General features: G+C 59.7%; 21 protein-coding genes and 2 pseudogenes. 11 read left to right on the plus strand and 12 right to left on the minus strand.

Annotation, left to right across the window (positions count from 1 at the left end; translation table 11 throughout):
- The 5 genes and pseudogenes from KJA79_RS11385 to KJA79_RS11405 all read right to left on the minus strand — a co-directional run.
- Positions 1–1,577: pseudogene (locus KJA79_RS11385) on the minus strand (DUF6603 domain-containing protein); the annotation flags it as partial.
- The gene (locus KJA79_RS11390; protein WP_213042171.1) at positions 1,562–3,820 is read right to left on the minus strand and encodes a phospholipase D-like domain-containing protein; all 2,259 of its coding nucleotides are present in this window, start codon (positions 3,818–3,820) and stop codon (positions 1,562–1,564) included. The gene KJA79_RS11390 and the pseudogene KJA79_RS11385, both read right to left, overlap by 16 nt.
- A 212-nt stretch (positions 3,821–4,032) precedes the next feature.
- Positions 4,033–4,512, minus strand: coding sequence for a DUF3015 family protein (locus KJA79_RS11395; RefSeq protein WP_213042172.1), 480 nt, complete (start codon positions 4,510–4,512; stop codon positions 4,033–4,035).
- Between the two features lie 133 nt (positions 4,513–4,645).
- Positions 4,646–5,206 carry a deoxycytidylate deaminase gene (locus KJA79_RS11400; protein ID WP_281412682.1) on the minus strand — a complete coding sequence of 187 codons (561 nt, stop codon included), beginning with the start codon at positions 5,204–5,206 and terminating at the stop codon, positions 4,646–4,648.
- A gap of 81 nt (positions 5,207–5,287) precedes the next feature.
- On the minus strand, positions 5,288–6,601 hold the full coding sequence (locus tag KJA79_RS11405) for a hypothetical protein (protein ID WP_213042174.1): 1,314 nt from the start codon (positions 6,599–6,601) through the stop codon (positions 5,288–5,290).
- 368 nt (positions 6,602–6,969) lie between these two features.
- Between KJA79_RS11405 and KJA79_RS11410 the strand changes: the two genes are divergently transcribed.
- The 8 genes and pseudogenes from KJA79_RS11410 (at position 6,970) to KJA79_RS11445 (ending at position 11,630) form a co-directional block, all read left to right on the plus strand.
- The gene (locus tag KJA79_RS11410; protein ID WP_213042175.1) at positions 6,970–7,845 is read left to right on the plus strand and encodes an REP-associated tyrosine transposase; all 876 of its coding nucleotides are present in this window, start codon (positions 6,970–6,972) and stop codon (positions 7,843–7,845) included.
- 272 nt (positions 7,846–8,117) lie between these two features.
- Positions 8,118–8,345: a DUF433 domain-containing protein gene (locus tag KJA79_RS11415; RefSeq protein ID WP_213042176.1), complete on the plus strand. Its 228-nt coding sequence runs from the start codon at positions 8,118–8,120 to the stop codon at positions 8,343–8,345.
- A gap of 309 nt (positions 8,346–8,654) precedes the next feature.
- Positions 8,655–8,906: pseudogene (locus tag KJA79_RS23170) on the plus strand (DUF5615 family PIN-like protein); the annotation flags it as partial.
- Between the two features lie 212 nt (positions 8,907–9,118).
- Entirely contained in the window at positions 9,119–9,292 is a 174-nt protein-coding gene (locus KJA79_RS11425; RefSeq protein WP_213042178.1) for a hypothetical protein, read from the plus strand.
- Between the two features lie 614 nt (positions 9,293–9,906).
- Positions 9,907–10,296: a hypothetical protein gene (locus KJA79_RS11430; RefSeq protein WP_213042179.1), complete on the plus strand. Its 390-nt coding sequence runs from the start codon at positions 9,907–9,909 to the stop codon at positions 10,294–10,296.
- A gap of 304 nt (positions 10,297–10,600) precedes the next feature.
- Positions 10,601–10,807 carry a type II toxin-antitoxin system HicB family antitoxin gene (locus KJA79_RS11435; protein WP_213042180.1) on the plus strand — a complete coding sequence of 69 codons (207 nt, stop codon included), beginning with the start codon at positions 10,601–10,603 and terminating at the stop codon, positions 10,805–10,807.
- On the plus strand, positions 10,804–11,046 hold the full coding sequence (locus KJA79_RS11440) for a type II toxin-antitoxin system HicA family toxin (RefSeq protein ID WP_213042181.1): 243 nt from the start codon (positions 10,804–10,806) through the stop codon (positions 11,044–11,046). The genes KJA79_RS11435 and KJA79_RS11440 overlap by 4 nt, the downstream gene beginning before the upstream one ends.
- Positions 11,047–11,051: 5 nt before the next feature.
- Positions 11,052–11,630 (plus strand): phosphatase PAP2 family protein, encoded by a 579-nt coding sequence (locus KJA79_RS11445; RefSeq protein WP_213042182.1) that lies wholly within the window; start codon positions 11,052–11,054, stop codon positions 11,628–11,630.
- A 5-nt stretch (positions 11,631–11,635) separates the two neighbouring features.
- Here KJA79_RS11445 and KJA79_RS11450 read toward each other — a convergent pair whose 3' ends face one another.
- The 7 genes from KJA79_RS11450 to tmk all read right to left on the minus strand — a co-directional run bounded on the left by KJA79_RS11450 (position 11,636) and on the right by tmk (position 20,449).
- Positions 11,636–12,595 carry a CobW family GTP-binding protein gene (locus tag KJA79_RS11450; RefSeq protein ID WP_213042183.1) on the minus strand — a complete coding sequence of 320 codons (960 nt, stop codon included), beginning with the start codon at positions 12,593–12,595 and terminating at the stop codon, positions 11,636–11,638.
- 81 nt (positions 12,596–12,676) lie between these two features.
- Positions 12,677–13,618, minus strand: a complete 942-nt coding sequence (locus tag KJA79_RS11455) for a cation diffusion facilitator family transporter (protein ID WP_213042184.1) — start codon at positions 13,616–13,618, stop codon at positions 12,677–12,679.
- A gap of 132 nt (positions 13,619–13,750) precedes the next feature.
- Complete coding sequence (gene ftsH, locus KJA79_RS11460) at positions 13,751–15,535, minus strand: ATP-dependent zinc metalloprotease FtsH (protein WP_213042185.1); 1,785 nt, start codon at positions 15,533–15,535, stop codon at positions 13,751–13,753.
- A gap of 118 nt (positions 15,536–15,653) precedes the next feature.
- Positions 15,654–16,520: a hypothetical protein gene (locus KJA79_RS11465; protein WP_213042186.1), complete on the minus strand. Its 867-nt coding sequence runs from the start codon at positions 16,518–16,520 to the stop codon at positions 15,654–15,656.
- A complete protein-coding gene (metG, locus tag KJA79_RS11470; RefSeq protein ID WP_213042187.1) occupies positions 16,517–18,526 on the minus strand; it encodes a methionine--tRNA ligase in 2,010 nt (669 codons plus the stop codon). Before metG ends, KJA79_RS11465 begins: the two co-directional genes overlap by 4 nt.
- A 182-nt stretch (positions 18,527–18,708) precedes the next feature.
- A complete protein-coding gene (gene holB, locus KJA79_RS11475; protein ID WP_213042188.1) occupies positions 18,709–19,740 on the minus strand; it encodes a DNA polymerase III subunit delta' in 1,032 nt (343 codons plus the stop codon).
- Positions 19,727–20,449 (minus strand): dTMP kinase, encoded by a 723-nt coding sequence (gene tmk / locus KJA79_RS11480; RefSeq protein WP_213042189.1) that lies wholly within the window; start codon positions 20,447–20,449, stop codon positions 19,727–19,729. The genes holB and tmk overlap by 14 nt, the downstream gene beginning before the upstream one ends.
- A gap of 135 nt (positions 20,450–20,584) precedes the next feature.
- On the opposite strand from tmk, the gene KJA79_RS11485 reads away from it, so the two are divergent.
- Genes KJA79_RS11485 through glmS form a run of 3 tightly spaced genes read left to right on the plus strand, consistent with a single transcriptional unit; the run spans position 20,585 to position 24,765 of the window.
- Positions 20,585–21,259 (plus strand): DUF502 domain-containing protein, encoded by a 675-nt coding sequence (locus KJA79_RS11485; RefSeq protein WP_213042190.1) that lies wholly within the window; start codon positions 20,585–20,587, stop codon positions 21,257–21,259.
- Between the two features lie 50 nt (positions 21,260–21,309).
- Positions 21,310–22,923 (plus strand): bifunctional UDP-N-acetylglucosamine diphosphorylase/glucosamine-1-phosphate N-acetyltransferase GlmU, encoded by a 1,614-nt coding sequence (glmU, locus tag KJA79_RS11490; protein WP_213042191.1) that lies wholly within the window; start codon positions 21,310–21,312, stop codon positions 22,921–22,923.
- Between the two features lie 9 nt (positions 22,924–22,932).
- A complete protein-coding gene (gene glmS, locus KJA79_RS11495; RefSeq protein WP_213042193.1) occupies positions 22,933–24,765 on the plus strand; it encodes a glutamine--fructose-6-phosphate transaminase (isomerizing) in 1,833 nt (610 codons plus the stop codon).
- Positions 24,766–24,865: the final 100 nt, after the last annotated feature.

The raw sequence follows: 24,865 nt of genomic DNA on the forward strand, positions 1-24,865 counted from the left end.
AGGCCGGTCGGCGGTTGGAAGCGCGGCGACAGACCGAAGAGGCCAAGGTTGCCTTCTTTGAAAGACAGCTCGACGGTGACGCCGATCCGTTCGACGGTCGCCGTGACTGGGCCGAGCAGCAAGCGGGCGTTGACACTGGTTTCCGTGTCGATCCCCTCTTCGCCCACGTTGATGCCGATGTGGGCCGCATCCAACTTCAATGGGCCGACGGCCTGCTGCAACGGCAACGTGACGTGGAGTCCGCCGCTGCCGGAGAACGACAGTCCCTCTCTGCTGCTCCAGCGCAACGTGAGATCGAATGGAGCCTGGACAGACTCGCGCCCGACCGTGCCTTGGATGAAGTTGTCTGCCTCCGCGAGCGAGAGGTCGAAGCGGAGCCCCAGCAGCGCAAGCTCCACGAACGTCTCCATGCGGGTGGCCGAGGAGGCATCGAGGCCACCTGCGACGGAAAACTGTTGATACCGTAGGGCCGACCCTCCCGGTAGGCGGACCAACGGCTTGAGTTCGCCGATCGGTTGGCCGTGCCGCAGACCCAGCGTGAAGCGACCGTTGAGAGCATCGGCGAGCCCCGCTCCCTTGCGCAGGGTGAGGTCCTGGTCCGGCCTGAGGATGACGGCCAATCGCTTCAACACCTCCACGTTGCCGGACCATTCGATGCGGGTGTCTTCCAAACGGGGAAAGGGGACCGTACCTTCCGCGCGCCCTTGAATGATGGGGGCGAGGCCGAGTCCGGCATCACTCGCGCCTATCGACGTGGGAGCGGCGCCGAAGAGCGAGAGGCCCAACCGCACCCCGAATGCTGAGCCGCGTTCCTCGTGCAGGAAGGTGATGAGTTGCGGCGGTGCGTTGGAACTCGATTCAGCTCGTCCCAGCCAGGCCTCTTGCGCCGGCGGACTCAGGGGTTGGATACGACTCCGTAGCCCCAGTGTTTGCAACAGCTGGCTCAGCCTGGTGAGGAAGGTCATCGATTGGAAGTCGGGCGTATGCCAGCCGTAGGCCTCGGTAAAGAGCTGATCGGGGCTCGTCACCGCCACTTTGAAGAGGTGATAGTTGATCGTGGCACGCACATGTTCGACTTGGAACTTTGTTGGATCTGCGGCGTAGTAGGGGTAGTCGATGATGTTCAGCAGGTGCAGGGCGGCGTAAGTCAGCGGCGAGGCCTGCGCCAGAAAATTCGCGCCGAGAAAATCGAACAGCCGTCTCGGGAGTTGCTTGTGGATCTGCGTGCGATCTACGTAGTCGCCGAAGGACGCCAGTCTGCCGGGCAGGGTCTGCGCCAAGTCGTGAATCTGACGCGTGAGGGATTCGATCGCAAGCGCGAGGTCGGCGATGCGGCCAGCCATGGCCAGGTCGTCGTTCCATTCAGCATCGGACGCGCCGAGGACCGTGTCGAGCTTCGTCAGGAAATCGCTGAGGTTGAGTGCGGCCAAGCCGATGTCGTCGAGGCCTGGCGGCAGATCCCAGCCCAACAATTTTAGAAACGCACGCGCCTCCTCGACATCACCCTGGACGATGTCGAGGTGCGACAGCAGCCGCCCGATCCCGGCGGTGGCGTTCTGCACTAGATGATCGGCCACGGGAGCAGGTCCTTCTTGTCGTCGACCTTGCAGGTCTTGAAATCGAACTTCTGCGCCTTATTACGCAGGGTGGACGTGCGGATCTTGAGCGCCGCCAGATATTCCTTCGGGTCGGTCTCCGGCTTCCAGGGCAACAGGTGCGGCGCATGGCCGGCGGGGGGCGCCTGTTCGTTCTTGATCGCTTCCACATGCCGTATGGCGGCGGCGTCCCAATCGGCGACCCAGGTCGTGGCAGCGGGATCGGCCGGCAAGGTCTTGAGGTTGTCCGGCAGCGAGCTGAAACCTAAGTGCTCCTGCCACAACTGGTGGCGCAAGGCCTTGACCACACCGTTCTCCGGCAGGCCGGCGATGCCGCTGTACATCACCAGGTTGAGCTCCACGCTGCGCGACGGCTGACGTGAGCGGCTGGGGAGGGCGTGCCGGGCGGTGCGTGTGAAGACGTCGGCAATGAGTTGGGGAATGTCGGCCACGTCGCCCAACGTTTCGCGGATGGTCTCCAGCGTCTCCTTGAAGTCGAAGATCAGTTTGTAGGCGACGAAGAGCAGGACGAGCAGCGTCTTGAGGTCGAACAGGATCTGCTTGAAGACGAAGAAAAAGAGATACCAGAACAGCTCCCAAAGAAATTTGCCCGGATCGTTGGTGAGTTTTGCCTTTTCGATCGCGCGGTCGAGGATGGAGCCGGTGATGATGAGGCCGATCTCATGGTAGTTCATCGAGGTGCCGTCGAGGTTCGCGCTGCCCGCCGTGGCCCACACGTCGTCGATGATGGCGACCTTGCTGTGGACGTACACCGGCATGACGTCGTAGCGCCGCGGATTCCCCGCGCCGCCGCTGCCTGCTTTCTCCGATCGACTCCAAAGGGTGTAGACGCCCAGCTGATGCCCGCCCGCTTTGGCGGCGCTGCGGAGTTGATTGACGTTGTCGATCTGGCGATCCGGGTAGCCAGGCAGGTCGGGGCGCAGGTTCAGGACCAGGATGATCTGCAGGCGCGGCTTGGTGGTGTCTTTCATTCTCGCGATGAGCGCGTCGACGATCTCGGGCGAAGTGAAGTACTGGTTCTCGATATAGATGTAGTGTTGCGCGTTGGCGATGGCGCGCTCGTAGGCTTCGAGGATGCCGGTTTCACCGTAGGGCAGGTCCTCGTCGCTGGGATTGACGCGTTTGATCGAGCCGCCGGGCAGCGTGCGCAGGACTTGCACCGAGGCCACGTCGCCGTTCGGCGTGACAGGGAGGTCGGGAAAGGTCTTTGGCGGAGGGATGAGCATGGGCTTGCCGGTCGCATTCCAGATGCTCGCGAATGTCTTTTCGATGTGTGACACCGCCGGGCCCTTGAGGTCGGTGTTGACGTCGTGCATGAGCGAGCCCTTATGGCGCGCGTCGCGGATCGCATGGCTGGTGTCGCTGAAGTAGTACTGTTTGAGCGGCGATCCCATGAGGATGGCGTGGTCCCCATCCACCACGATGGCCTTGGCATGCAGCAGGGCGAAGCCCTTGTTGAAGGCATTGGTGCGCACGCCAGGCGTCTGCGCGAAAAATTCCGCCACCTCGGTCACGGTGTCCTCCGCAGACAACGGCAGGTTCGTGACTAGGATGTTCACCGGCTTTCCGCCCTTGTTCTTGAGCACCTCTTCCAGCGAGGGCTCTGCCGCCTGTTTGCAACCGGTGGAAGGCGGATTCAAGGGGTTGAAGCTGCTTTTGAATTTGGTGAGGAAGCCGTTGTCGACGTCGAAAAAGAGGGTCATCAGGTTGATGGATTCGGTGGCGCCCTCGGCGGCATCGGTCACCGCGGGAAACATCTTGGCCCCGTCGATCAGGTGGGTGATGCGATTGTGGTGATAGAGTGCGACCGGATTTCCGACGGCGGGATTCAACGTGGTGTGGGTGACGAGCCAGCCCTCGATGTTGTTGCGGTGGATGGTGATGGTACCGACCTCGTGGTTGGAGTCGGTGACATCTGTTGCTTCCTTGGTTTCGTGCAGGAGGCGAGTACCGAAAAGCGCCGGGTCTGTGTGGATGGGGCCGAATATCTGCGCGACGAGGTCGGGATTCCGATCGACCTTCCAGGTGCGGTAGGCGTCCGGCGAGTAGGAAATGAGAAAGGTGCCGTCGCCTTCTGTCTTGCCGACGCCCAGGACATCGTCTTCGCTGAAAAAGGGATCGAAGTCGAGAGCGCGAACGGTCAAGCCGGCAATGCCGGCCCCCTGCTCATCGATGACGCGCCCGTGGATGCTGATGTTGGCCATAGGTTCCGTCAGGTGGACGAAACCTACGCCGCTCGCGCGACCCTGTCAACCACTCAGACACGTGTGAATACGTGTATTTATGCGGGTCTGGAAACGTGGGGGGTATGTTGAAACAGGGCGCGGGGTGAGGGACACATTCGAATGGGCCCCATCATCCCGATCCCGGTCTCATCATCGGTTGTGACCGATCGCCCGAGCAGATCATTCGACAATCAATAAGGGGCAGTCAGCTGCCTGCCGTATCCGTTTGCCCAGGCTATATCGACGACTCGTTCGCTGGATTGCGCGACCGACATCTGCTCATCGAAGAGCGCGGGGTAGGACGCGGTCATCGTTGTTTGAAAGTCGGGCCAGCGATCTGCGGACACACCAGCTAAAGCTGCGAGCGACGCCAGATATTCCCCCTGACCGCGAGCAATATCCGCGCGGAGGTTTTCGTGCGTATGCGTCGCGAAGACGGTAGCTCGTTGTTTGGCTCTGAGAAGACGGCCGTCCGTCAAGGAGCCCGGTGTGGTGCTCGACGTGAATTCGGTGGTCGGATCGAGAAATTCCTTTGTGGCTCCGGTCGTGCCGTTGGTGAGTTGCGTCGTGGCATCGAACGGCGCTTTCGTCAACTCAACGGTGGCGTCCGTCATGCAACCGCCGAGGGTGAGCAGCAATCCGGCAATGAGTGCAACGCGTGCAGTGATCATATGAAGCCTCCTGGGTTCGCCCGATGTGTACAGACATGAAGTACCACATCGAATGCCAGGGCCGACCCTAGGAGGAGCCCTAGTTGGGGAGAGAATCGCACGGAGCTACAAATCGATTCACACTGCAGGCGGATTAATTGCCAGGAATGGAATGGCCGGTTTCCTCGGGTGCTTGAGTTAGGCTTCTCGGCGTGGCCCAACTCTTATCAGGATCATCAATTTTTAACTTCCGGATGCCTTCGGGGAATCGCCCCTGGATTTTTTCATACTCACTCCATACCTCGCTGTTCGGGTGTTTCCAGTCATGGATGTAATAGACCGAACGGATTTTTGCCTGCAGGAGTTCCTTAGTGCAGCCGAAACAAGGCCGCATGGTGGTGTAGACAATCCCACCTTCGACCGCGATTCCAAATCTCGCCGCCGATAAGAGAACATTCTGCTCTGCGTGAACGCAGATGCACACGTCATAGGCATTTCCCGAACCATACTTGTCCCTATTCAAGCAGCGATCACATCCACCTTCGTCGCAGTTTTTCATGTCTTCCGGAGTGCCGTTATATCCCGTGGAGACGATACGATCGTCCAAAACCAAGATGGCGCCGACTCGACTGCCCAGGCAACTTGCGCGCCCTCTCACCGCCATGGCGATGGACATGAAGTATTCGTCTCTTTCGGGTCTGCGCTTTGTGGTCATGGTGCTTCCAATCCTCAGACTTTATATTGGCATGTATGGAGTGATGGTCGAGTTTCGAAGGAGAAACGCCGCGTGTATCTGTTACCCTTCCTTTTTCGTTTGTGCAGACCGCCGATTTTGGAATCGATCGAATGGACGGCCAAACCATCCTTTCTCCGCCAGTCCAGCCTCATCCATCAGCGCGTCGTAAGACTTCTGGACCTGCTTTAGGAATTCTTTCTGATAAGGGTTGGTCGGGTGAAAGTAGTTCAGGAACTGTTTCTCACTGGGCTCAGCCGAAGGATTTTTGTCTATGTCCAGGCCAGATGACCTACGGCATCGGTCATACCAGTTCGTATCCTTTTGATAAAGGGTATCTTTTCTTGCCTGTTCCCAACGGTGTAGGACGGCCTTGAATTCTCCTACATGCATTAAGTAGTTCTTGCGCTCTTTGTAAAAATTTGAATCTTCATCCACATCCTCTGGCCTCAGATATCCGTAATTTTCAAGGATGGTTTTTTCGGCGGCTTCATTGTTCTGCCGAAATATACCCTCCATCGCAGTTACCCAGATATTCAATCGGGCTGGCCTGCGCGCTTCGTATTGCAAGATATCTCTCACGATATTCTCTGGCGTCTCCGGGTCACTTTCTTCATGGGTTTGCGTCCCATTCTCTGGCCTCTGAGGCGCATTTTCTCGTTTGATTCGATCCCGCTCTTCTTGCGTGAGAATGCCACTCTTGTCCTTGAAATTCTTCCATATGTCCTGGTTTGCCTGAAGACGGCCCAAGACTGGGGCATAGAACTTTTCAAGTCGTTCTTTTGCCCTCCTCTTCTTTTCCGTGGGGAGATCAATAAATAACCACCTACCAATTAGAGTTATTACAGAGGCTCCTAGCCCGGATAGCATAACTTCAGATAAGCCCATGTGACTGTCTTGGTTCGGGCTGAGACTGTCAACTTTCCCTTCAAGCTTTGTAATGTTGTCCTGAAGCTTTGAGATAGTTTGGGTCACGCCGGTGGCGGGTGTGTCCCCTTTAATCGTGAGAGCCAGTGCGTCGACAGTCGCGGTAAGGTGAGTGACATTACCGCCGAGACCCTGCACTTGAGTTTGTAGTGTGGCGACTTTTTCCGTTAGGCCTTGGATTGTCGTCTGCAGGTGGTGAGATTGGTGGGGGGGCTGTTTGAGGGTACGACCTTGAATGTCTTTTAGTGTGTCGATGGTGCTAGCAATGCTGGCGATCTCCGCGGAAAGGGCTGCGATGCTGCTTTGCAACTGTTCATATTGAGGCGAATGTTTGGGGGAATCTGATAGCCCTGCAGGCACTGGAAAGATTAGGATCCATGAGAGGAAAGTGAGAAGTAGGATCTTCGCTGCGAAAGCTGACAGGCGGCTGTGCTGGTTGATCGGGTGCACTCCCAACCTCAACCGTATTGGAAGAGTCTTATTCCACCAGGTGCTAAAAACGCAGTTCTAAACCGGACTGAGTTGCGCCGATTCTAATGCGAAGTTTGGTCATTCACAAGGGTATTATTGCGCTGGCCCGCATCGGTGAGCAGGCTCCTACACCATTTCCTTCGGCTGTGTTTGGTTTGCTTGGTTGATGGAGGGCGGAGTGCAATGTTCAAGCGCACTCATGGAATGGTAAGAAGCGAGAAGCGCTATTCGCCAACAGGCACAACTCATTGAAGCTGCCATGGGTAAAGCGTATTGTTCACGAACCGTCGTGACGCTATTGGGGTCAGGTCTTGAAATATGCAGATTGATGGCGTAGACTCCGCCGCATGGCCAGACCGTTGCGCCTGGAATATGCGGGGGCGCTCTATCACGTCACTGCCCGAGGCAATGCCCGCCAGGACATCTTCCTCGACGACGAGGATCGACGGCGGTTCTTAGGTGTGCTGGAGCGGGTCGTCGCCCGCTTCCATCTCGTGCTGCATGCCTACTGCCTGATGAGCAACCACTTCCACTTGCTGGCGGAAACACCTGAGGCCAATCTGTCCAGCGCCATACGCCAGCTCAATGGCGTCTATACCCAAGCCTTTAACCGCCGTCACGACCGGGTGGGCCATGTCTTACAAGGCCGCTTCAAGGCGATCGTCGTGGAGCGGGACAGCTATCTCCTGGAACTGGCCCGGTATGTGGTGCTGAATCCGGTGCGCGCGCGCCTCGCTCGCAAGCCGGAGACGTATGCCTGGTCGAGTTATCGGGCGACCGCCGGGCTCACGCCTGTTCCGCCCTATCTGACCGTGGAGTGGTTGCTCTCGCAGTTTGGGCGACAGCGGGCTGCTGGGGAGCGGAAGTATCGGGCCTTTGTCGCCGCGGGGATCGGGCAGGATGCTCCGTGGGAGCAGGTGCGGGGGCAGGTACTGCTTGGCAGAGAACCATTCGTCGAAGGGCTGCGGTCTCACTTGCAGGACAAGCAGGCGCTCACAGAGATTCCGCGCGCGCAACGCTTTGCTGCCCGTCCGACACTCAGTCAACTGTTTTCCGTGCGGCTCCACGCTAACCGTGCCCAACGAGACGCGGTCATTCGCCGGGCCTATCTTGAGCATGGGTACAGCCTGTCTGAAATCGGCCGCGCGGCGGGAATGCATTATTCGACCATCAGCCGTATCGTGAGCGCTGCGACCGGCGGGCATGCGCAGAACAAGATCTGAGCTCATTCGATCTCACGTTCTTCGGGTAGCTGTATCGCGTCACCACTCGGGTTAATATCGGCCACGACATAGCTGGAGAAAGAAAGGGGGCAGGAGTCCTTGTCTGATGAGCGCCTCTGTCAACCTGATCGTGTAATGACGAGTTGCCGGCCCAGAATTCAAAGGTCGGCCTGTTGAGGCCGTGGTAACGGAGATCCGTCAGTAGTATATTAAGCGCCGAGCGTGAACGGCTGCAGGGTGCTATCGTGATGGCCGTACTTGGAGGGATAGGGATGGATTGGAAACCCTACATTTCGACCGACCCGCAAATTATGCATGGCGCTGTGTGTTTTCGAGGCACGCGCATACCGGTATCGGTGGTGCTGGACAATCTCGCTGCAGGCGAAACGCTTGAGCGTATTCTCGATCAATACCCCTCGCTTCGGCCTGAGCATATTCCCGCAGCGATCGGCTATGCAGCGGACTTGGCGCGAGAGCGTATCGTTCCCATCCCCGCTTAAGCGTGTAGGATGCCCATCCGATTTAAACTCGACGAGAACCTTCCTCGCAATGCTGCAGTCTTAGATCGGCAGGCCGGTCACGATGTCCATACCGTACTTGCCGAGCAACTAGCCCGCATTATTCATGACCGCTTCTGCTCCAATCGCCGATCCGCTGCTGCAACGAGCCTTCGGCCGACGGGCTCGCCCCTCGGTCCCTCGACGTACTGCACGAGTACGCCTCGGGCCCTCACGGCTCCGCGCGCCGGTTTCGCGACGCGGCTCGACGATTTCGCGACGAACCGTCATGAATAATGCGGGCTAGGAGAGAACCCCGATCCACGGGTGTTTAGCGTCTCCCGAGCAGAGAAGAGAATTCTTGTCACATTCGATCTCGATTTCTCCGATCTCCGCGTCTATCCCCCCGCAAGTCACCATGGAATCTGGGTATTGCGTCCACACACGCAAAGTATCGAAAACACGCTGGCGTTGCTGCGATCCGCGTTGCGGGTTCTTGAAGCTGAACCTCCCCAAGGGCGGTTGTGGATCATCGAACCTGAACGGGTTCGGATTCATGAATAGCTGAGTACTGCTCACTCCAGCAAGGCACAAAGCAGTCCATTCTGTGGACATTTCGAAAAGCCCCCCCGTGTAAGAGAAGATCGCCATCGCCGTACTGTTTTGATCCTGGGCGATTCAGGAGGGCACCCCCTATGTCTTATCCGGCTGAGCGTGCTCGATGCGAGACGCCGTGGATATGCGAGAGGCGGTAGGGCGATGAGGGAGAGGCCGTGATGGCCGCATGCAAGGGCCGAGGACCGGCCCTTTTATCGCTTCCGGTGTGTGAACCGTTTGAGTGCTTCCTGATAGACCGCGAGATCTTCCCGTTTTCCAATGGCGACGACTTCAACCAGGATTTCTTGGTCGATGATCGGTACAGCATGCGGATCGATGTCTTCGCTGCCTAGCCCGCATTATTCATGAGCATGTCTGCTGCAATCGCCGACTCACTGCTGCGACGGGCCTTTGGCAGGCGGGCTCGCCCCTCGGACCCGGGTTCCTTCTCTTTCTTGCGTGCCCGCTGCGTGACCAGGCAATGGACCTCCATGTGAGATCGCAACCGGCATCGCTATGCGGCTCTGATCCTGTCCGCATACGTGTCGCACTGAGTTCGTACTCGGAACGCATTGAAACGATCACGATCATGGCGTATGGTTCACGAACCGGAGCGGCCTGTTCTGCGGGCTGACATTGTCGACCCCGGCTCTTGTGCAGGTCCGTCTAAGCATAGTGAGTTAGCCTTGCGGGGCTTGAGATGGGATGGCACTCAGCTTCTCAGTGATCGACACGACGATGCCTTGACGCTCGGTGCTCTCGATCAGGCTGAAGCCACAGTCGAGGGGGCCTTCGTGTGGACCCTATATCGTGAGTTCGCAACGGTCAGTCATGACCGAGAGGAACTTGCGATTGGAGTCATTGGCTATGACTGAAGTAGGCTGGTTAACGACCGAGTGCAGCGGACGTTCCGCTGCGCGGCCCGCCGCTGAGTCGGGGCTGTTCGCCGACAGAGGTAGTGCAACCCATGCTTCACCCTAATCAATTTACAGTCAACGATGCCTGGATTGGTTTTCGGCTCAATGATGCGCCTATTGTCACGGAACGAGACGGCGACTTTGATTGCCTCGCCTTGATGGATGCGGCCAGTTGCTACATTGTCGGTATGGAAACGTATTCCGCCCGCGCTACGGGTCCGTCCAAGGTAGAGTCGCGCCGCCTGTTGCAGCAAGGGCATGGCCGCGCAGGCACATGGCCTTCAAAGCTGTTCGTGGCGGAAGGACAGATTCCAGACGCGTTGTGTCAGGAAGCCGCTCGCCTCAACATCGAGGTGGTCATTGTTCCGGAGGATGACCTGCTCGTGTTCATCGGCGACGCATGTGATGGGTTTAAGGAACGGTTTGGACGAACACAGTGACGCATAACAATCCGTTCGAGCGGCGGGGGAATCAGGGACGGTGCGGTTGTGTAGAAGCGTGACGTGATCGGAAGTTCGCCGTGCGATCTCAGGAGGAGGGGCCGCCTGTCGGTAGATGCAGCGGAAAAGTGTCAGATGTCGGTGCGTTTTGAAAGAGCCTGCACCCTTGTCCCTTGGCGACGTATCGCAAGGTGACCAAGAACAACTCAGCGCGTGAAGCAACCCTGGCAAGCGAGGTCGGTTTGCTAGACATTGGGCTCGAATGCGATTAGCATGACCCTAGTGCAATTGTGATGAGGAGCGTATGACAGAGCTGATCTTCATAGTTGAAGAGGCGCCGGAGGGTGGTTTCGTTGCTCGATCCCTGGGGCCATCGATTTTTACTGAGGCCGATACACTCGCCGAACTTCCAGCAAAAGTTCGCGATGCGGTCCGCTGTCATTTTGAGGAAGGAGCCGCTCCCAAGGTGGTTCGTCTCCATCATGTTCGGGAGGAAGTCATTGCCGTATGAGGCTTCCTCGGGATTTGTCGGGAGGCGATCTCGCCCAAATTCTTCGGAAGGTAGGTTATTCAATCACCCGACAAACCGGCAGCCATCTTCGACTGACGACTATTGAGCATGGCGAGCACCATATTACGATTCCGCAACACAGTCCTCTTCGCATTGGAACACTCTCCGCAATCCTCGCCGAAGTCGCGGCACACTTCGAACTGACTCGTGAGCAGCTCACCCGGCAACTCTTTGAGTGACGAGCATGGGTGTGGACGAGCTTCTCTTTCGCGGCATTAACGGCGTGGCCGGGCAATCGAGCCTGCTCGATTGGGTTGGCATCGAATTAGCCAAGCCGGGCAATCTGCTGTATCCGATCCTGCTGGCCGCAGCCTACTGGGCCTGGGTCAATTGGCGCGAATGTGTCATCGGCGGGGCGATGTTAGCCGGGGTGGTCGGCGCGACGGATGCGCTGGGGACGCAGCTGAAGGGGTTGGTTCAACGCCCGCGCCCATGTGTGACGCTTGCCGATGTGCATCAGTTGCTCGGCTGCGGCGGGGCCTTTTCCTTTCCCTCCAATCACGCTGCCAACACGGCCTCGGCCGCGGCGTTTTTTCAAGTCCTGTATCCACGATCAGGTTGGATCAGCTGGCCCTTGGTGGCAGCGATCGGCATTTCTCGGGTGTACATCGGGGCCCATTATTTCACGGACGTGTTGGGGGGCTGGCTCGTGGGCGGGGTGATCGGTGCTGGCGTAGCCTGGTTCCTGCGCCGCTGGTCTCGCTTCCGGCCGGTTACTGTAACGGCGTCTCGCCCGGGGGCCGAAGCCGGCTCACTTTCCTGACGCAGCTACTGCGCCAGGCAGGCGAGGAGGGAAGCCCGCCAGAGTGCCTGGTCGTACTCGCGTCCGATCAACACCAGAACATGGTCCGGTTCGTCGAGCAGCATCACCGGGGCGATGGTGCTGGTGCGGGGCGGAAAGAACTGAAACTCCTGCAGTTCAGGTTCACCGGCAAAGCGAAAAAATCCCTTCGCGCGTTCTATTCCCTCCGGCAAGGACTTCGTCCATTCCATGAACTTTGTGCGATCGAGCGGCTTCGGTAGCCGCACCGTGGTCACCATCGGGTGGTGCGGTGCGCGCGCTTCGTGCCTCTCGTCCGCAGCGAGTCGTTTTCCGAACGACACGTTCGTCGGGACGGTACGTGTTGCGGGTGCGGCGAGCAGGGTTGTCACGTCGAGCCGGGCGTGATTGGTTTCCCATAGCCGGCCGTAGGGATTCAGGCGTGTGATGTTCTCGCGGAACTGTTCCCAATGACCGGGGATGTAGAGGTCGCGTTTGTTCAGGATCAGATCATCCGCATACCGGATGGCGTTTCGCGTGACGAGCTCCGCCATGCCGGTTTCCGGCAGCGGCACTGGGTGCAGCATGGCAAAAATCCGTTCGAGTTTCGCCATGCGTGAGACATAGACGTCCGTCACAGCGTCCACGACCTCCGCCGGGTCCGCCATGCCGGAGCATTCCAGCACGATCACCGTGGATTCGTAGTCCTGTACCAATTGGGCGATGCTCCAAGCGAGATCGTCTTTTGTATCGCAGCAGATGCAGCCGCCGGCCAGGTTCAAGACCTGTTCCGCGATGGTGCCGGCTCGTGGGCCGTCGATGCTGACCTCGCCCGCTTCATTCATCAACACGCCGACCTTGTGCCCCCGGCTGTTCCAATGTTCGAGCAGGCGCATGAGCAAGGTCGTCTTCCCGGCGCCGAGCGATCCGCAGAGGATGTAGAAAGGGATGGGTAGAGTCTGTGTCATGCAGCCCATTGTAGCCGCTGAGATCGCGTGACGGCTAGGTGGTGGACAAGGGGGAAGGCGGCGGATTTTTTCACCATCCGCCTAGTGGTGGCTGTGGAGAAATTCGGGATGCGAATGTTGGTCGTGGAGTTTGGAGAGATCGCAGTGGACGGCTTCGGGATGGCAGCATTCCGTTTCGAGTTGGATGGTCAGGTGTTTGATCTTGAATTCACTGGTCACCCGATGCCGGATCGCCTGGAGCAGGTCGGTCGTGAGGGCTTGGTCTCCACCGTCGACCTGCACGTGTGTGGTCATCATGATGAGGCGTGGTTCGACGGCCCAGATGTGGAGGTCATGGACGTTCTTCACACCGGGGATGGATTCGATGGTGGCCGCCACGAGCGCCGGGCTCACGCCGGGCGGGGTGGACTCCAATAGGACTTCAAGTGATTCTTTAAAGAGTGGCCAGGCCCCCCGAACAATCGCGATGACGACGAAGAGGCTCACGAGGGGGTCGAGTATCGACCAGCCGGTCAGCATGATGATGCCGCCGCTCACCACGACCCCGAGTGAGACCCAGGCATCGCTCAGCATATGCCAAAAGGCGCTGCGAATGTTCAGGTCGTCCTTCGCGCCATGTTGCAGCAGGAGGGCAATGGAGAGATTCGCCGCGAAGCTGATCAAGGCGATGAGCATGACCCATCCACCGGGGACCGGGACTGGAGTCAGAAGGCGTTCGAGGCTCACGAGTGTGATGCCGCCGGCGGTGAGGAGCAGGATGAACGAATTGAGAAACGCGGCGACGATCCCGGCCCGGTGGTAGCCGAAAGTGCGGCTGTCGGTGGCGGGCCGGGCCGTCAGGACATGCGCATACAAGGCCAGGAACAGGGAGCCTTGATCGACAAGGTTGTGCCCCGCGTCTCCGATCAAGCCGATGCTGTTGGTGAGAAAGCCGCCGGCAAATTCCGCGACGACGATGACGGCGTTGATCGCCAGCGCGATTCTGAGTTGGGAACGGAGTTCATGGTAGGTGTGAGGGACCATTGGCTTCAGTGTCTCACGAGAGGCCGAGGAGGGCAAGCCGGGGCGGGCTCTTCATGACCCCGGTGCGGATCGGCGCGTGGGATCGGTCAGGCTTGTTATGGGCCAGGGGGGGATGCAGGGACTGGTGTGGGGTTACTGCGCGGCTGCGAGGGCTTTGAGTTCCTCGCCGGTGATCGTTTCTTTTTCAAGCAACATCTCAGCGGCATGCCGCAGGGTGGCCTCCTGGCTCTTAATGAGGTCGCGCGCGCGTAGGTACTGCTCGTCGATCAGGAGCCGCACTTCGCAATCAATTTCCCGCGAGGTCTCTTCGCTGTAGTCCCCCGGCGTTTGGGAGGGACCGGTTTGCAGAAAGATCGACTGACGGTCCCGCTCCAAGCTGACCTGCCCCAGCTTCTCGCTCATGCCATAGGCCTTGATCATGCTCTTGGCGATGTCAGTGGCCTTGCGCAAATCGTCCTGGGCCCCGGTGGAGACCTCGCTGTAGATGACTTCCTCCGCCGCGCGTCCGCCCAGGAGGATGGCGATGCGGTTCTTGAGTTCGGATACGGTCATGAGGAAGCGGTCTTCGGTCGGGAGTTGCATCGTGTAGCCGAGCGCGGCAATACCTCGAGGAATAATTGAGATTTTGTGGACCGCGTCGCCGCCTGGGATGGAGAGGGCCATCAACGCATGGCCGACCTCGTGATGGGCGACCCGGGCCCGTTCCATTTTATTCAGGACCCGATTCTTCTTTTCCAAGCCGCCGATGACGCGCTCAACCGCCTCCTGTAATTCCGACATGCTCACTGTGTCCTTACCGCGCCGCACGGCCAGCAAGGCTGCTTCGTTGAGGAGATTCGCCAGGTCGGCGCCGACGAAGCCGGGTGTCATGGCTGCGATGGTGTCGAGGTCCGCCTGATTGGCGAGCGTAATGGTGCGCGCGTGGACTTTCAGGATGGCGAGGCGGCCGATCTTATCGGGACGGTCCACGAGCACCTGACGGTCGAAGCGGCCGGCGCGAAGTAATGCGGGGTCCAGGATCTCCGGTCGGTTGGTGGCGGCCACCAGAATGACGCCGACGCGGGAGTCGAAGCCATCCATTTCGACCAGCAGCTGGTTCAAGGTCTGTTCCCGTTCCTCGTGGGCCATCGGTCCGACCCCGCGGGCCTTGCCCAGCGCGTCGAGCTCATCGAGGAAAATGATGCAGGGTGCCTTGCCCTTGGCCTGCTCGAACAGGTCGCGGACGCGGGCGGCGCCCACGCCGACGAACATTTCCACAAACTCCGACCCGCTGATGGAAAAAAACGGCACGCCGGCTTCCCCGGCCACGGCCTTAGCCAGCAAGGTCTTACCTGTGCCCGGGGGGCCGACGAGCAAAATGCCCTTTGGAATCTTGCCGCCGAGACGCCGGAACTTTTCCGGCGTCTTGAGAAATTCGATGATCTCTTCCAGTTCTTGCTTCGCTTCGTCGACGCCCGCCACATCGGCGAAGGTGACCTTCACCTCGTTCTCGACATAAATTTTGGCTTTGCTCTGTCCGACCGTCATGAAGCCTTGGCTCTGGCCCATGCGGCGAAGTAGGAACCACCAGACTCCGAAGAACAGGACGATCGGCAGGATCCAGGACAACACGTCCCGAAACAGGGTGCTTTCGATCATGCCCGTCACCTTGACCTGGTGTTGCGCGAGGCTGCGCAGGAGATCCGGGTCTTCGATGCGAATGGTATGGAAGACTTTATCTTCCTTCATCTTGCCGTGGATGACTTGCGGCGAGACCGTCACCTCAGTGACCTTGCCCGCCTCCACGGCGCCTTTGAATTCGCTGTAGGGGATTTCAGTGGGATTAAAGAGCGTGGGCAGAAAGGTCTGGATCAGGATCAGGACCCAGAGGGCAATGAACATGTACCAGATGGAGAATTGTCGTTGTTTCGGGTCCATCGTCCTTCAAGCTGGTCGGGTGTGGCGCTTCGCAGATCCGATGATGCATATCCGATTCGCTCAGTGCGCCGGATCTCCTGTCACCACACCATGAAAGCACTGACTCAGTCAATGGGGGTCAATTCTTTCTGCTTCTGAGTCGTTCGGAGAGCACCGGATATTGAGCGGTTCCCATCCCGAAGTTGCCGGTCGCGACGTCGGCCGCGATCACGCGTACCGAGATGCCGTCGGGCGCGTCTTTGGACAGCGGCACGAAGAACGGCGCCTCGAACCGGCTCTTCTCTCCGGCATAGAACATCTGCAGCCGCTCGACGATGCGGTCCCCGATCAACAGTTCGGCATAGATATGAACTTTTCGGGAATCCCAGTCGCTGTGTGGTCTCACCAGGGCGCCGGAGAGGGTGCGGACCGAGGCCCGCAGCATGACATCTTCTTTGGCAATCAACGGTTCCCCGGGTTTGGGTGATTCGACTTGGACCAGATAGCCATAGAGGTGCAGCACGATGCCGTCGTTGGTCAGATCGTGACCGGGAATCAGCAGCACCGTTTTGCTTGCGCGCTGCAGGGCGTTGGGGTAGGCCAGCGGTCCTTCGGCGGTGATTTCCACCAGGGTGGGTCGTGCCAATTCGAGCGTCGCGCTGAACGCGGCGGCGGGGCGGCCGCTATAGAGCGGTTCGTCCATGAGATGCGGGGTGCGCATGATTTGCGTTTGATCGCCGGGTTCTCCCTGCTGCAGGCCGGAGGCGAGCAACTGCCCGGTCGCCACGTCGGTGATGGTGACGCGCGCGCCGCCGACGTCATGCCCCAGGACCAGGGATCGGTGCGCCACAACGCGCACCAGCACGGTCGTGGGCAGGGGATCGTTGTAGTGGGATGTACTCTCGATCTCGGATTCGGAGGGTTCCGGCGTAAACGCGGCGCTCACGCTGCTCAACAGCACGAGAAAGCCGGTGCCGATCAGCCGGGTGAGGGAGCCGTAGTTCATTTCACTTTGGTGCCGGGGTCGACGTCTTCGACAAACGTGGCGAGCCCCCGTACTTCGCTGTCGCCTGCCGCGAGGACCATGCCCTGCGATTCGATGCCCATGAGTTTGGCCGGTTTTAGATTGGCCACAATCACGATGGTTTTCCCGATCAAGGCTTCCGGCTCGTATTTCTTGCCGATGCCCGCGACGATCTGCCGTTGCTCGGTACCGAGGCTGACTTGCAGCTTGAGCAGCTTTTCGGATTTCGGCACGCGTTCCGCTGCCAGTACCTTCGCGGCTTTGAGCTGCACCTTCATGAAGTCGTCGATGGTGATCTGCGCCGGTTGCGCAGCGGCCGGGGCGGCAGTCGCCGGAGCCGGGGCTTGTGGTGCAGCGGGGGCTGTGGTCGGGGCAGCGGCAGTCGGTTGCGGGGATGCGGGTGTCTCACTCACGGGTTTGGCTCCTTGTGGTTTGGATTCGATGCGGGGGAACAGCGAGGCGCCTTTGTGGATTATGCTGCCGGCTAGCGGCGCATCCCAAAGACCCGCATGTGGTGCCAGTGGCTGGGAAAGGTCCAGCGACAATCCCAGTTGATGGATCATCTGCGCCGAGGCGTTCGGCATGAACGGGTGGAGCAACAACGCCAGCAGTCGAAGGGCGCGAGCGGAGGTGTTCAGCACCGTGTGTAATTGCGGCCGGGCCTCCGGTTGCTTCGCCAATTTCCACGGCGCGCTCTTGTCGATGTATTCATCGCAGAGCCCATTCAGTTCTTCGATTGTCAGCAGCACGTCGCGGAACAATAGGGCGTTAAAACCGGTCTCGGTTTTCTCGGGCAGCTGATTGGCTAAATTCTCGATCCGTTGTTCCAGTTCGGGCAGCACGGCCGGGCCCCGGTCGGGGATCACGCCGGCGCAGGACCGTTCGATCATGGTGAGTGTGCGGCTCAGGAGGTTGCCGATTCCGTTCGCGAGTTTGGCGTTGACGGTCGTGACGAGAGCGCTGTGCGAAAAATCTCCATCCTGCCCGAACGGCACTTCGCGCAGCAGAAAGTAGCGGAAGGCGTCTGCGCCGAACTGGTCGACCATCTTGTTGGGATCGACGACATTGCCGCGGCTCTTGGACATCTTCTCGCCATCCACCGTCCACCAGCCGTGGGCAAAGATCGAGTGCGGCAACGGCTGTCCAAGTGCCATCAACATCGTGGACCAGTAGACGGCATGCGTCGTAAGGATGTCCTTCCCGACTAGGTGCACATCGGCGGGCCAGTAACGCACACCGGCCGGTAAGCCCTGGGGCAGGTATTCGAGCGCCGAGATGTAATTGACCAGCGCATCGAACCAGACGTAGGTGATGTAGTCCTTGTCGAACGGCAACTCAATGCCCCACGACAGTCGCGATGTGGGTCGCGAGATTGAGAGGTCGCCGAGCTTTTGCGTTTGAAGAAATCCCAGGACTTCATTGCGGCGTGATGCGGGACGAATGAACTCTTCGTGCTGCCGGATGTGATCGATCAGCCGGTCCTGGTATTGGCCCATCTTGAAAAAATAATTGTGTTCGCTCAGCTGTTCGATGGGCCGTTTGCAGTCCGGACAGAGCCCGCCGACGACATCTTTTTCTGTCCAGAACCGTTCATCGTACGTGCAGTACCATCCAGTGTAGTCTGCCTTGTAAATTAACTGCTTATCGTATAGCTGTTGAAGGTATCGTTGAACCACGGCTTGGTGGGGTTTGTCGGTGGTCCGGATGAACGCGTTGTGGGAAATGTTCAACCGTTGCCAGAGGTTTGTGAACTGCGGCGCGAGGCGGTCGCAGTGGGTCTGCGGATCGACGCCGGCCTTGGCTGCGGCCTGTTGCACTTTCTGTCCGTGCTCATCGAGGCCGGTCAAAAAAAACACGTCGCGTCCGCGTAATCGCCAGTAGCGTGCGAGGACATCGGCGGCGACCGTGGTGTAGGCGTGACCGATGTGCGGCACGTCGTTGACGTAATAAATCGGTGTCGTGATGTAGAAGGTGTTCGATGTCGTCATGTGTTGTGAATCGAAGATAGCAAGATGCTGATGCTCAAAGCTAGCTGGCCGTTGAGAAAGGCCGCCAGCGGCGTTCTCGGTTGTGCGCCTCCCTGCGACGTACCGCAAGGGTACGCCTCAGTCGCCGTGCGCCCTTTCTGAACAGCCTGTTCTATGAGGGTTCGCATGGACGGGCTGCAAAGTTATCGTGACCGGTCGGCAGTGTCGGGCGGGGTCAGGAGCTGTCGGACCCGCAGCAGGGTGGTTTCGAGGGCGATTTGAATGTTCAGGTTCCGGTGCGCTTGGCGCTCCAGTCTGTCGAGGTCCCCTATCAAATTCAATAGCTCGTCGATGTCGATGCGATCGGCCAGCTTCTGCATGTCTGCCCGCTGATCGAGGTTGAGCACATGGTCGGCGCCGGCACCGACCGCAATGAGCAACACATCGCGTAACCAGCGCAACAACCAATCGAACGCTTCGGGGCCGCGGTCTCCTTTGGCCAGTGCTTCCGCGGTTGCGAGTACGGTGGAGAATGACTGAAGGCCTTTGGCCGAAAAGATGGCGGCGAACTCCTGCTGGTTGGTGCGTGCCTGTTCGAGATCGCATTCTAACGCGCGCCCCAGTTGCCCGTCGCTGAGGACGGCGAGAAAGCGCGCGTCGGCGGGCGGGAGTTCGCGTTTGAGGATGACGGCGGCTTCGACCTGCGTTTGCGCCGGGGGCGTCAGTCGCAAGGATTGGCAACGGGAGCGAATCGTGGCCGGGAGTGCATAGGGCCGGCTCGACACGAGAATGAAGAGGCTGTGATCGGGGGGCTCTTCCAATGTTTTCAGCAGGGCGTTGGCGGCGCCGATGGTCATGCGATCCGCTTCATCGATCAGGCAGATTTTTCTATTCCCAATCAGCGGACGATAGATCATCTGATGCTCGATGTCGCGAATGGATTCAATCTTGATTTGGGGATTGGCCATTTCCTGATCGGGCTCGATCACCAGAAAATCCGGATGGGTACGTGCATCCACCTGGCGGCAGGCCCGGCAGGTACCGCAGGCGTCCGGCCCGCGATCGTCCGACAGGGTTTCGCAGAGGAGGGTTTGTGCCAAGCGCAAGGCCAGCAGGCGCTTGCCGATGCGGTCTTCACCGTGGAAGAGATACGCATGGGCCAGGCGGTTCTGCAGGATTGCCGAACGCAACAGGCTCTTGGCTTGCTCGTGTCCGATGATGTCAGCGAAGGGCATGAGGGACCTGTGCGGTGTGTGGGGGTGTGGTGCGTGGCGCGGCCGAACGGCCGTTCTGCTGTCGGAGCCGGTTCAGCATCGGTGACACGATGCGGGCGACGGCTCGGGCGACGCTATCCTGCGAGGCGCGCGCGGAGACGATCTTGACGCGTCGGGGATGGCGCTTCGCCAGGTCGAGAAAGCCCGCGCGGACTTTCTGGTGGAACCGGAGAGACTCGCGGTCGAGCCGATTCGTCTCGCTGGCGGATCGTCGCCGGGCTAGGCCGGTGGCCACGGGAAGATCGAACAGCAGCGTGAGGTGAGGCGTCACGGCGTGGGTCGCCAGCCGGTTGAGTCGTTCGAGCATGGGCACATCCAGGCCCCGGGCGTACCCCTGATAGGCGAGCGTTGAGTCGCTGAATCGGTCGCAGAGCACGATGGCCCCGCGCGCGAGCGCCGGTTCGACCACCTGGGCCACATGTTGGCGCCGAGCGGCGAACACCAGAAAGGCCTCGGTTTCGGCCGCAACCGGTTCGTCGGCGCGATCGAGCAGGGCGGCACGGATTTTTTCCGCGAGCGGAGTGCCGCCCGGCTCTCGGGTTTCCACGGTGCTATGCCCCTGCCGGCGGAGGTATTCTCCCAGGAGGCGGGCCTGGGTGGATTTCCCGGACCCCTCGATACCCTCTAGGGTGATGAACAGACCTCGTGGTGGCTGATGGCGTCGTGTCATGGTTTGGGCCTGAAAAGTTCGGAGAGAAAGAGGGCGGAATCCTATTCCAAGTGATTGAAAATAGCAAGAAAAGGCTTGCGACGACCGGCACAAGCCCAGTATCATGACGCTCTACCCAGGACCCCTCAGCCGCGCATGGTGAAAGCTTCGTTAAAACGGTATTTTCTCACCGGTTTGCTGGTGATGATCCCCATTTGGGGCACCATCCTGATTCTGAAGACGCTGTTCATCAGTTTGGATGGGATTCTCGGCGACGCGGCCGCCCGGTTGGTGACTCCAGGGTACTACGTACCAGGCTTGGGTATTGTCGCGCTCATCCTGCTCATTTTCATGACCGGGTTGTTCGCCGCGAATTTCATCGGCCGCCATGTCGTGCGGCAGTGGGAGGGGCTCCTCAATCGTGTGCCGGTGGTGCGCGGGATCTATTCCACGATCAAGTCGATGATGGACATTTTGTCCTTTGCGGAACGCGAGACCTATCGCCGGGTGGTGCTGATCCAGTTTCCCAAGAATGGTCACTACTGTTTTGCGTTCGTGACCGGCGTGACGAAGGGCGAAATGCAGCAACTGTCCCCGGACCCCCTCGTGCACGTCTACGTGCCGACCTCGCCCAACCCCACGTCCGGGTATTTCCTGCTGGTGCCTGAGCGTGAAGTGATCGCTGTGGACATCACAGTCGAAGAGGCTATGAAGCTGATTGTGTCGGGTGGACTCTATACCCCGAACCCATCGTCTGGTGTCTCCTCCCCCGGCGGCGGCAAATCGTGGGCGCCGATCAAGCAGCCCGATGCACGCGTACAGGTCGGTTGATCGCGGCTTCACTCGACAACCCTCTGCCGAATACGTATGGTGAGAATGCTATGACTCATTCATCGCACGACAACGCATTGTTTTCCTCCGTGCCCGGGCTCGGCGTCATCATCATGGCGGCGGGGCTTGGCAAGCGCATGAAGTCGTCGTTGGCCAAGGTCCTGCATCCGGTCGCCGGGCGTCCCATGGTGTTGTATGTGCTCGATATCGCCTGCGGCCTGGCGGAGCAGGGCGTGGCGGTGGTCGTCGGACATCAGGGCGCGGAGGTGCGCAAGGTCGTCGAAGCGGTCGGCGGGCAGGTGGCCGTCGCGGAGCAGACGAAGCAGTTGGGGACCGGCCATGCGGTGCTGCAAGCGCGACCGGTGTTTACGGGCGTCGCGCACCGCCGTCCCACCCGGTACCTGATTCTGAACGGCGATACGCCGTTGTTGACGGAAGCGACGGTACGGGACCTTCTCGCGATGCATGATGCGCAGGGCGCGGCCGTGACGCTGTTGACCGCCGTGCTCGCCGATGCTTCCGGCTATGGGCGCGTGATCCGGCAGCGCCGCGAAGAATGGCCGCAGGGGGCTGCAGACAATCGGGTGCAGAGCATCGTCGAGGATAAGGACGCTTCCGAGGCCGAACGGCTCGTGCGTGAGATTAACGTCGGGACCTATGTTGTCGACGGGGAATTTCTCTTTCCGGCCCTCGACAAGCTCGATCCGCGCAATGCGCAAGGCGAATATTATCTGACCGACATCGTGCAGATGGCGGTGCAGCAAGGGCGCACCGTATCGGCGTTGCGCCTGCGGGACATCGATGAAGGATTGGGGATCAACAGCCGCGTGCAGTTGGCTGAAGCCGAGGGCGTGATCAGGCACCGGATCAGGGAACGTTGGCTGGAGGCCGGGGTCACCCTGCGGGATCCGGCGTCCACGTGGATCGATGCCGGAGTAACGATCGGCCGCGACACGGTCTTGTACCCGAACGTGACGCTCGAAGGCCGCACGGTGATCGGCGAAGAGACGATCGTGCATTCGGGGGTGCGGATCACCGATTGCCGCATCGGCAACCGGGTGGAGATTCTGGACCACTGCATCTTTCGCGAGTCGCAGGTGGAGGACGACTCGCACCTCGGGCCGTTCGTGCATTTGCGTCCCGGCGTGGCCGTGCGGCGCAAGGGGAAGGTGGGCAATTTCGTCGAAATGAAAAAGGTGGAACTCGGCGAGGGATCGAAGGCCAATCACCTTAGTTATCTCGGTGACGCCACCATCGGTAGCGGCGTAAATATCGGCGCCGGAACAATCACCTGCAATTATGACGGTTACAGAAAGTTTCAGACGGTCGTCGGGGACGGCGTGTTTATCGGCAGCGACGTGCAATTGGTCGCGCCGGTGACCGTCGGGCAGGGCGCCGTGATCGCCGCCGGCGCCACCGTGACGCAGGATGTCCCGGTTGATGCACTCGTGATTGCGCGGGTGCCGCAAGTGACGCGCGAGGGATGGGCGGCGAGGCGGCGCGCATTGCAGAGCGGGCAGACCCCGCCCCCTGCGCCGAAGCCCGTGTCGCCGGTGAAGACCCGTATGAGTGCGAAGCCCGCGAAGGCGGCATCGAAGCCGAAGGCTGCGGCTCGTTCCATCAAAAAGAAGCAACCGGCAGTTCAACGTTCGAAACGGAGGTAACGGCGACCTATGTGTGGCATCGTTGGCTACGTGGGAAATCAGGATGCGGTCCCGATTTTGTTGAACGGGTTGTCGAAGCTGGAGTATCGCGGGTATGACTCGGCCGGCGTGGCGATTCAACGCGGGGAGAAGATCGAGATTCGCCGCAGCGTCGGCAAGTTGATCAATTTGCAGAAGTCGCTGGAGCAGAAGGCCGTTGCCGGTATGTGCGGCATCGGCCATACACGCTGGGCGACGCATGGCAAGCCCTCCGAGCAGAATGCGCATCCGCATCGCTCCGAGAGCTGCGTCCTTGTTCATAACGGCATCATCGAAAACTACGTCGAACTCAAGCAACGTCTCCTCAAGGACGGGTACAAGTTTCAGTCCGAGACGGACACCGAAGTCGTGGCGCATCTCATCGATACGCACATGACGAAGGGCAAGCTGTGCTTGGCGGATGCGGTCCGCGCGACGGCCAAGGAAATTCGCGGGAGTTATGCCATCGCGGTGATCTCGGAGCACGAGCCTGGAGTTCTGATTGCGGCGCGATCCGGTTGTCCGCTGGTGATCGGCCGCACGGCCGATGCGTCGTTCGTCGGGTCGGATGTGATGGCGATGTTGTCTCACACCAGGGATGTGACGTTCCTGGAAGAAGGCGATGTGGTCGAAGTCACGGCGGGAGGTGTCGTCTTTACGGATCTCGACGGCCGGGCCGTGACGCGCAAGAAGACGAAGGTGACGTGGGATGCCTCCGCGGCTGAAAAGAGCGGATATCCTCACTTCATGTTGAAGGAGATTCACGAACAGCCCCAAACGATTCTGGACACCATTCGGGGTCGCTACTCCTATGAAAGCGGCGAGGCGGACCTGCCGGATATCGGCCTGACGCCGAAACAGTTTGCCGACGTGGGACGCATCTGGATCGTGGCCTGTGGCACCAGCTGGCACGCGGGCTTGGTCGGAAAATATTTGCTGGAGGAAATGGTCCGCACGCCGGTGCAGGTCGACATCGGCAGCGAGTTCCGATATCGCGATCCCTTGATTGAAAAGAATGATCTGTTCATCACAATCTCGCAATCGGGGGAAACGGCCGATACGCTGGCCGCCGCCCGGGAAGCCAAACAAAAGGGCGCGCGGGTCGTGTCGATCGTCAATGTGGTGGGCAGCACGCTGGCCCGGGAGTCCGATGGTGTGCTGTATACGCATTGCGGTCCTGAGATCGGGGTGGCTTCCACCAAGGCATTCACGAGCCAATTGGCGGCGTTGTATATGCTGGCCTTGCACCTCGGCCGGGTGCGTGGGGTGTTGAGTGTGGCGGACGGCAAGGCCTGGCTCGATCGTTTGGTTACGTTGCCGACGCTGGTCAAACATGTGCTTGGCCGCGAGGCGGAGATTCTGGCGATTGCCAAGCGCTACTATAAGAAGCCAGACTTCTTGTATCTGGCGCGCGGCATTAACTTTCCCATCGCGCTGGAGGGGGCGCTCAAGCTCAAGGAGATTTCCTATATCCATGCGGAGGGTTATGCCGCGGGGGAAATGAAGCACGGACCGATCGCGCTGATCGATAAGGACATGCCGGTGGTGGTATTGGCGCCCCGCGACCGGTTATATGAGAAGACGGTCAGCAACCTCATGGAAGTGAAGGCGCGTCGGGCGCCGGTGATTGTGTTCGTGGCGGAGGGCGAACGCGAATTGGGGAAAATCGCCGATGCCGTGTTCACGATTCCCGACGTGCATCCGCTGCTGTCGCCCATTCTGTTCACGATCCCGTTGCAGTTGCTGGCCTATCACATCGCGGTGCTGCGTGGGGAAGATGTGGATCAGCCGAGGAACTTGGCGAAAAGCGTGACGGTCGAATGATGTGCAAAGGAGGGGCTCCCGTGCTCGCGCAACGCGCGGCCTGAGAAGGCCCTCGTTGGACGCGCGCAGTAGAGCCCCTTCCTTCGCACCGCACCCTCCA

Source organism: Nitrospira defluvii (genome assembly GCF_905220995.1).
Taxonomy (GTDB): Bacteria; Nitrospirota; Nitrospiria; order Nitrospirales; family Nitrospiraceae; genus Nitrospira_A; species Nitrospira_A defluvii_C.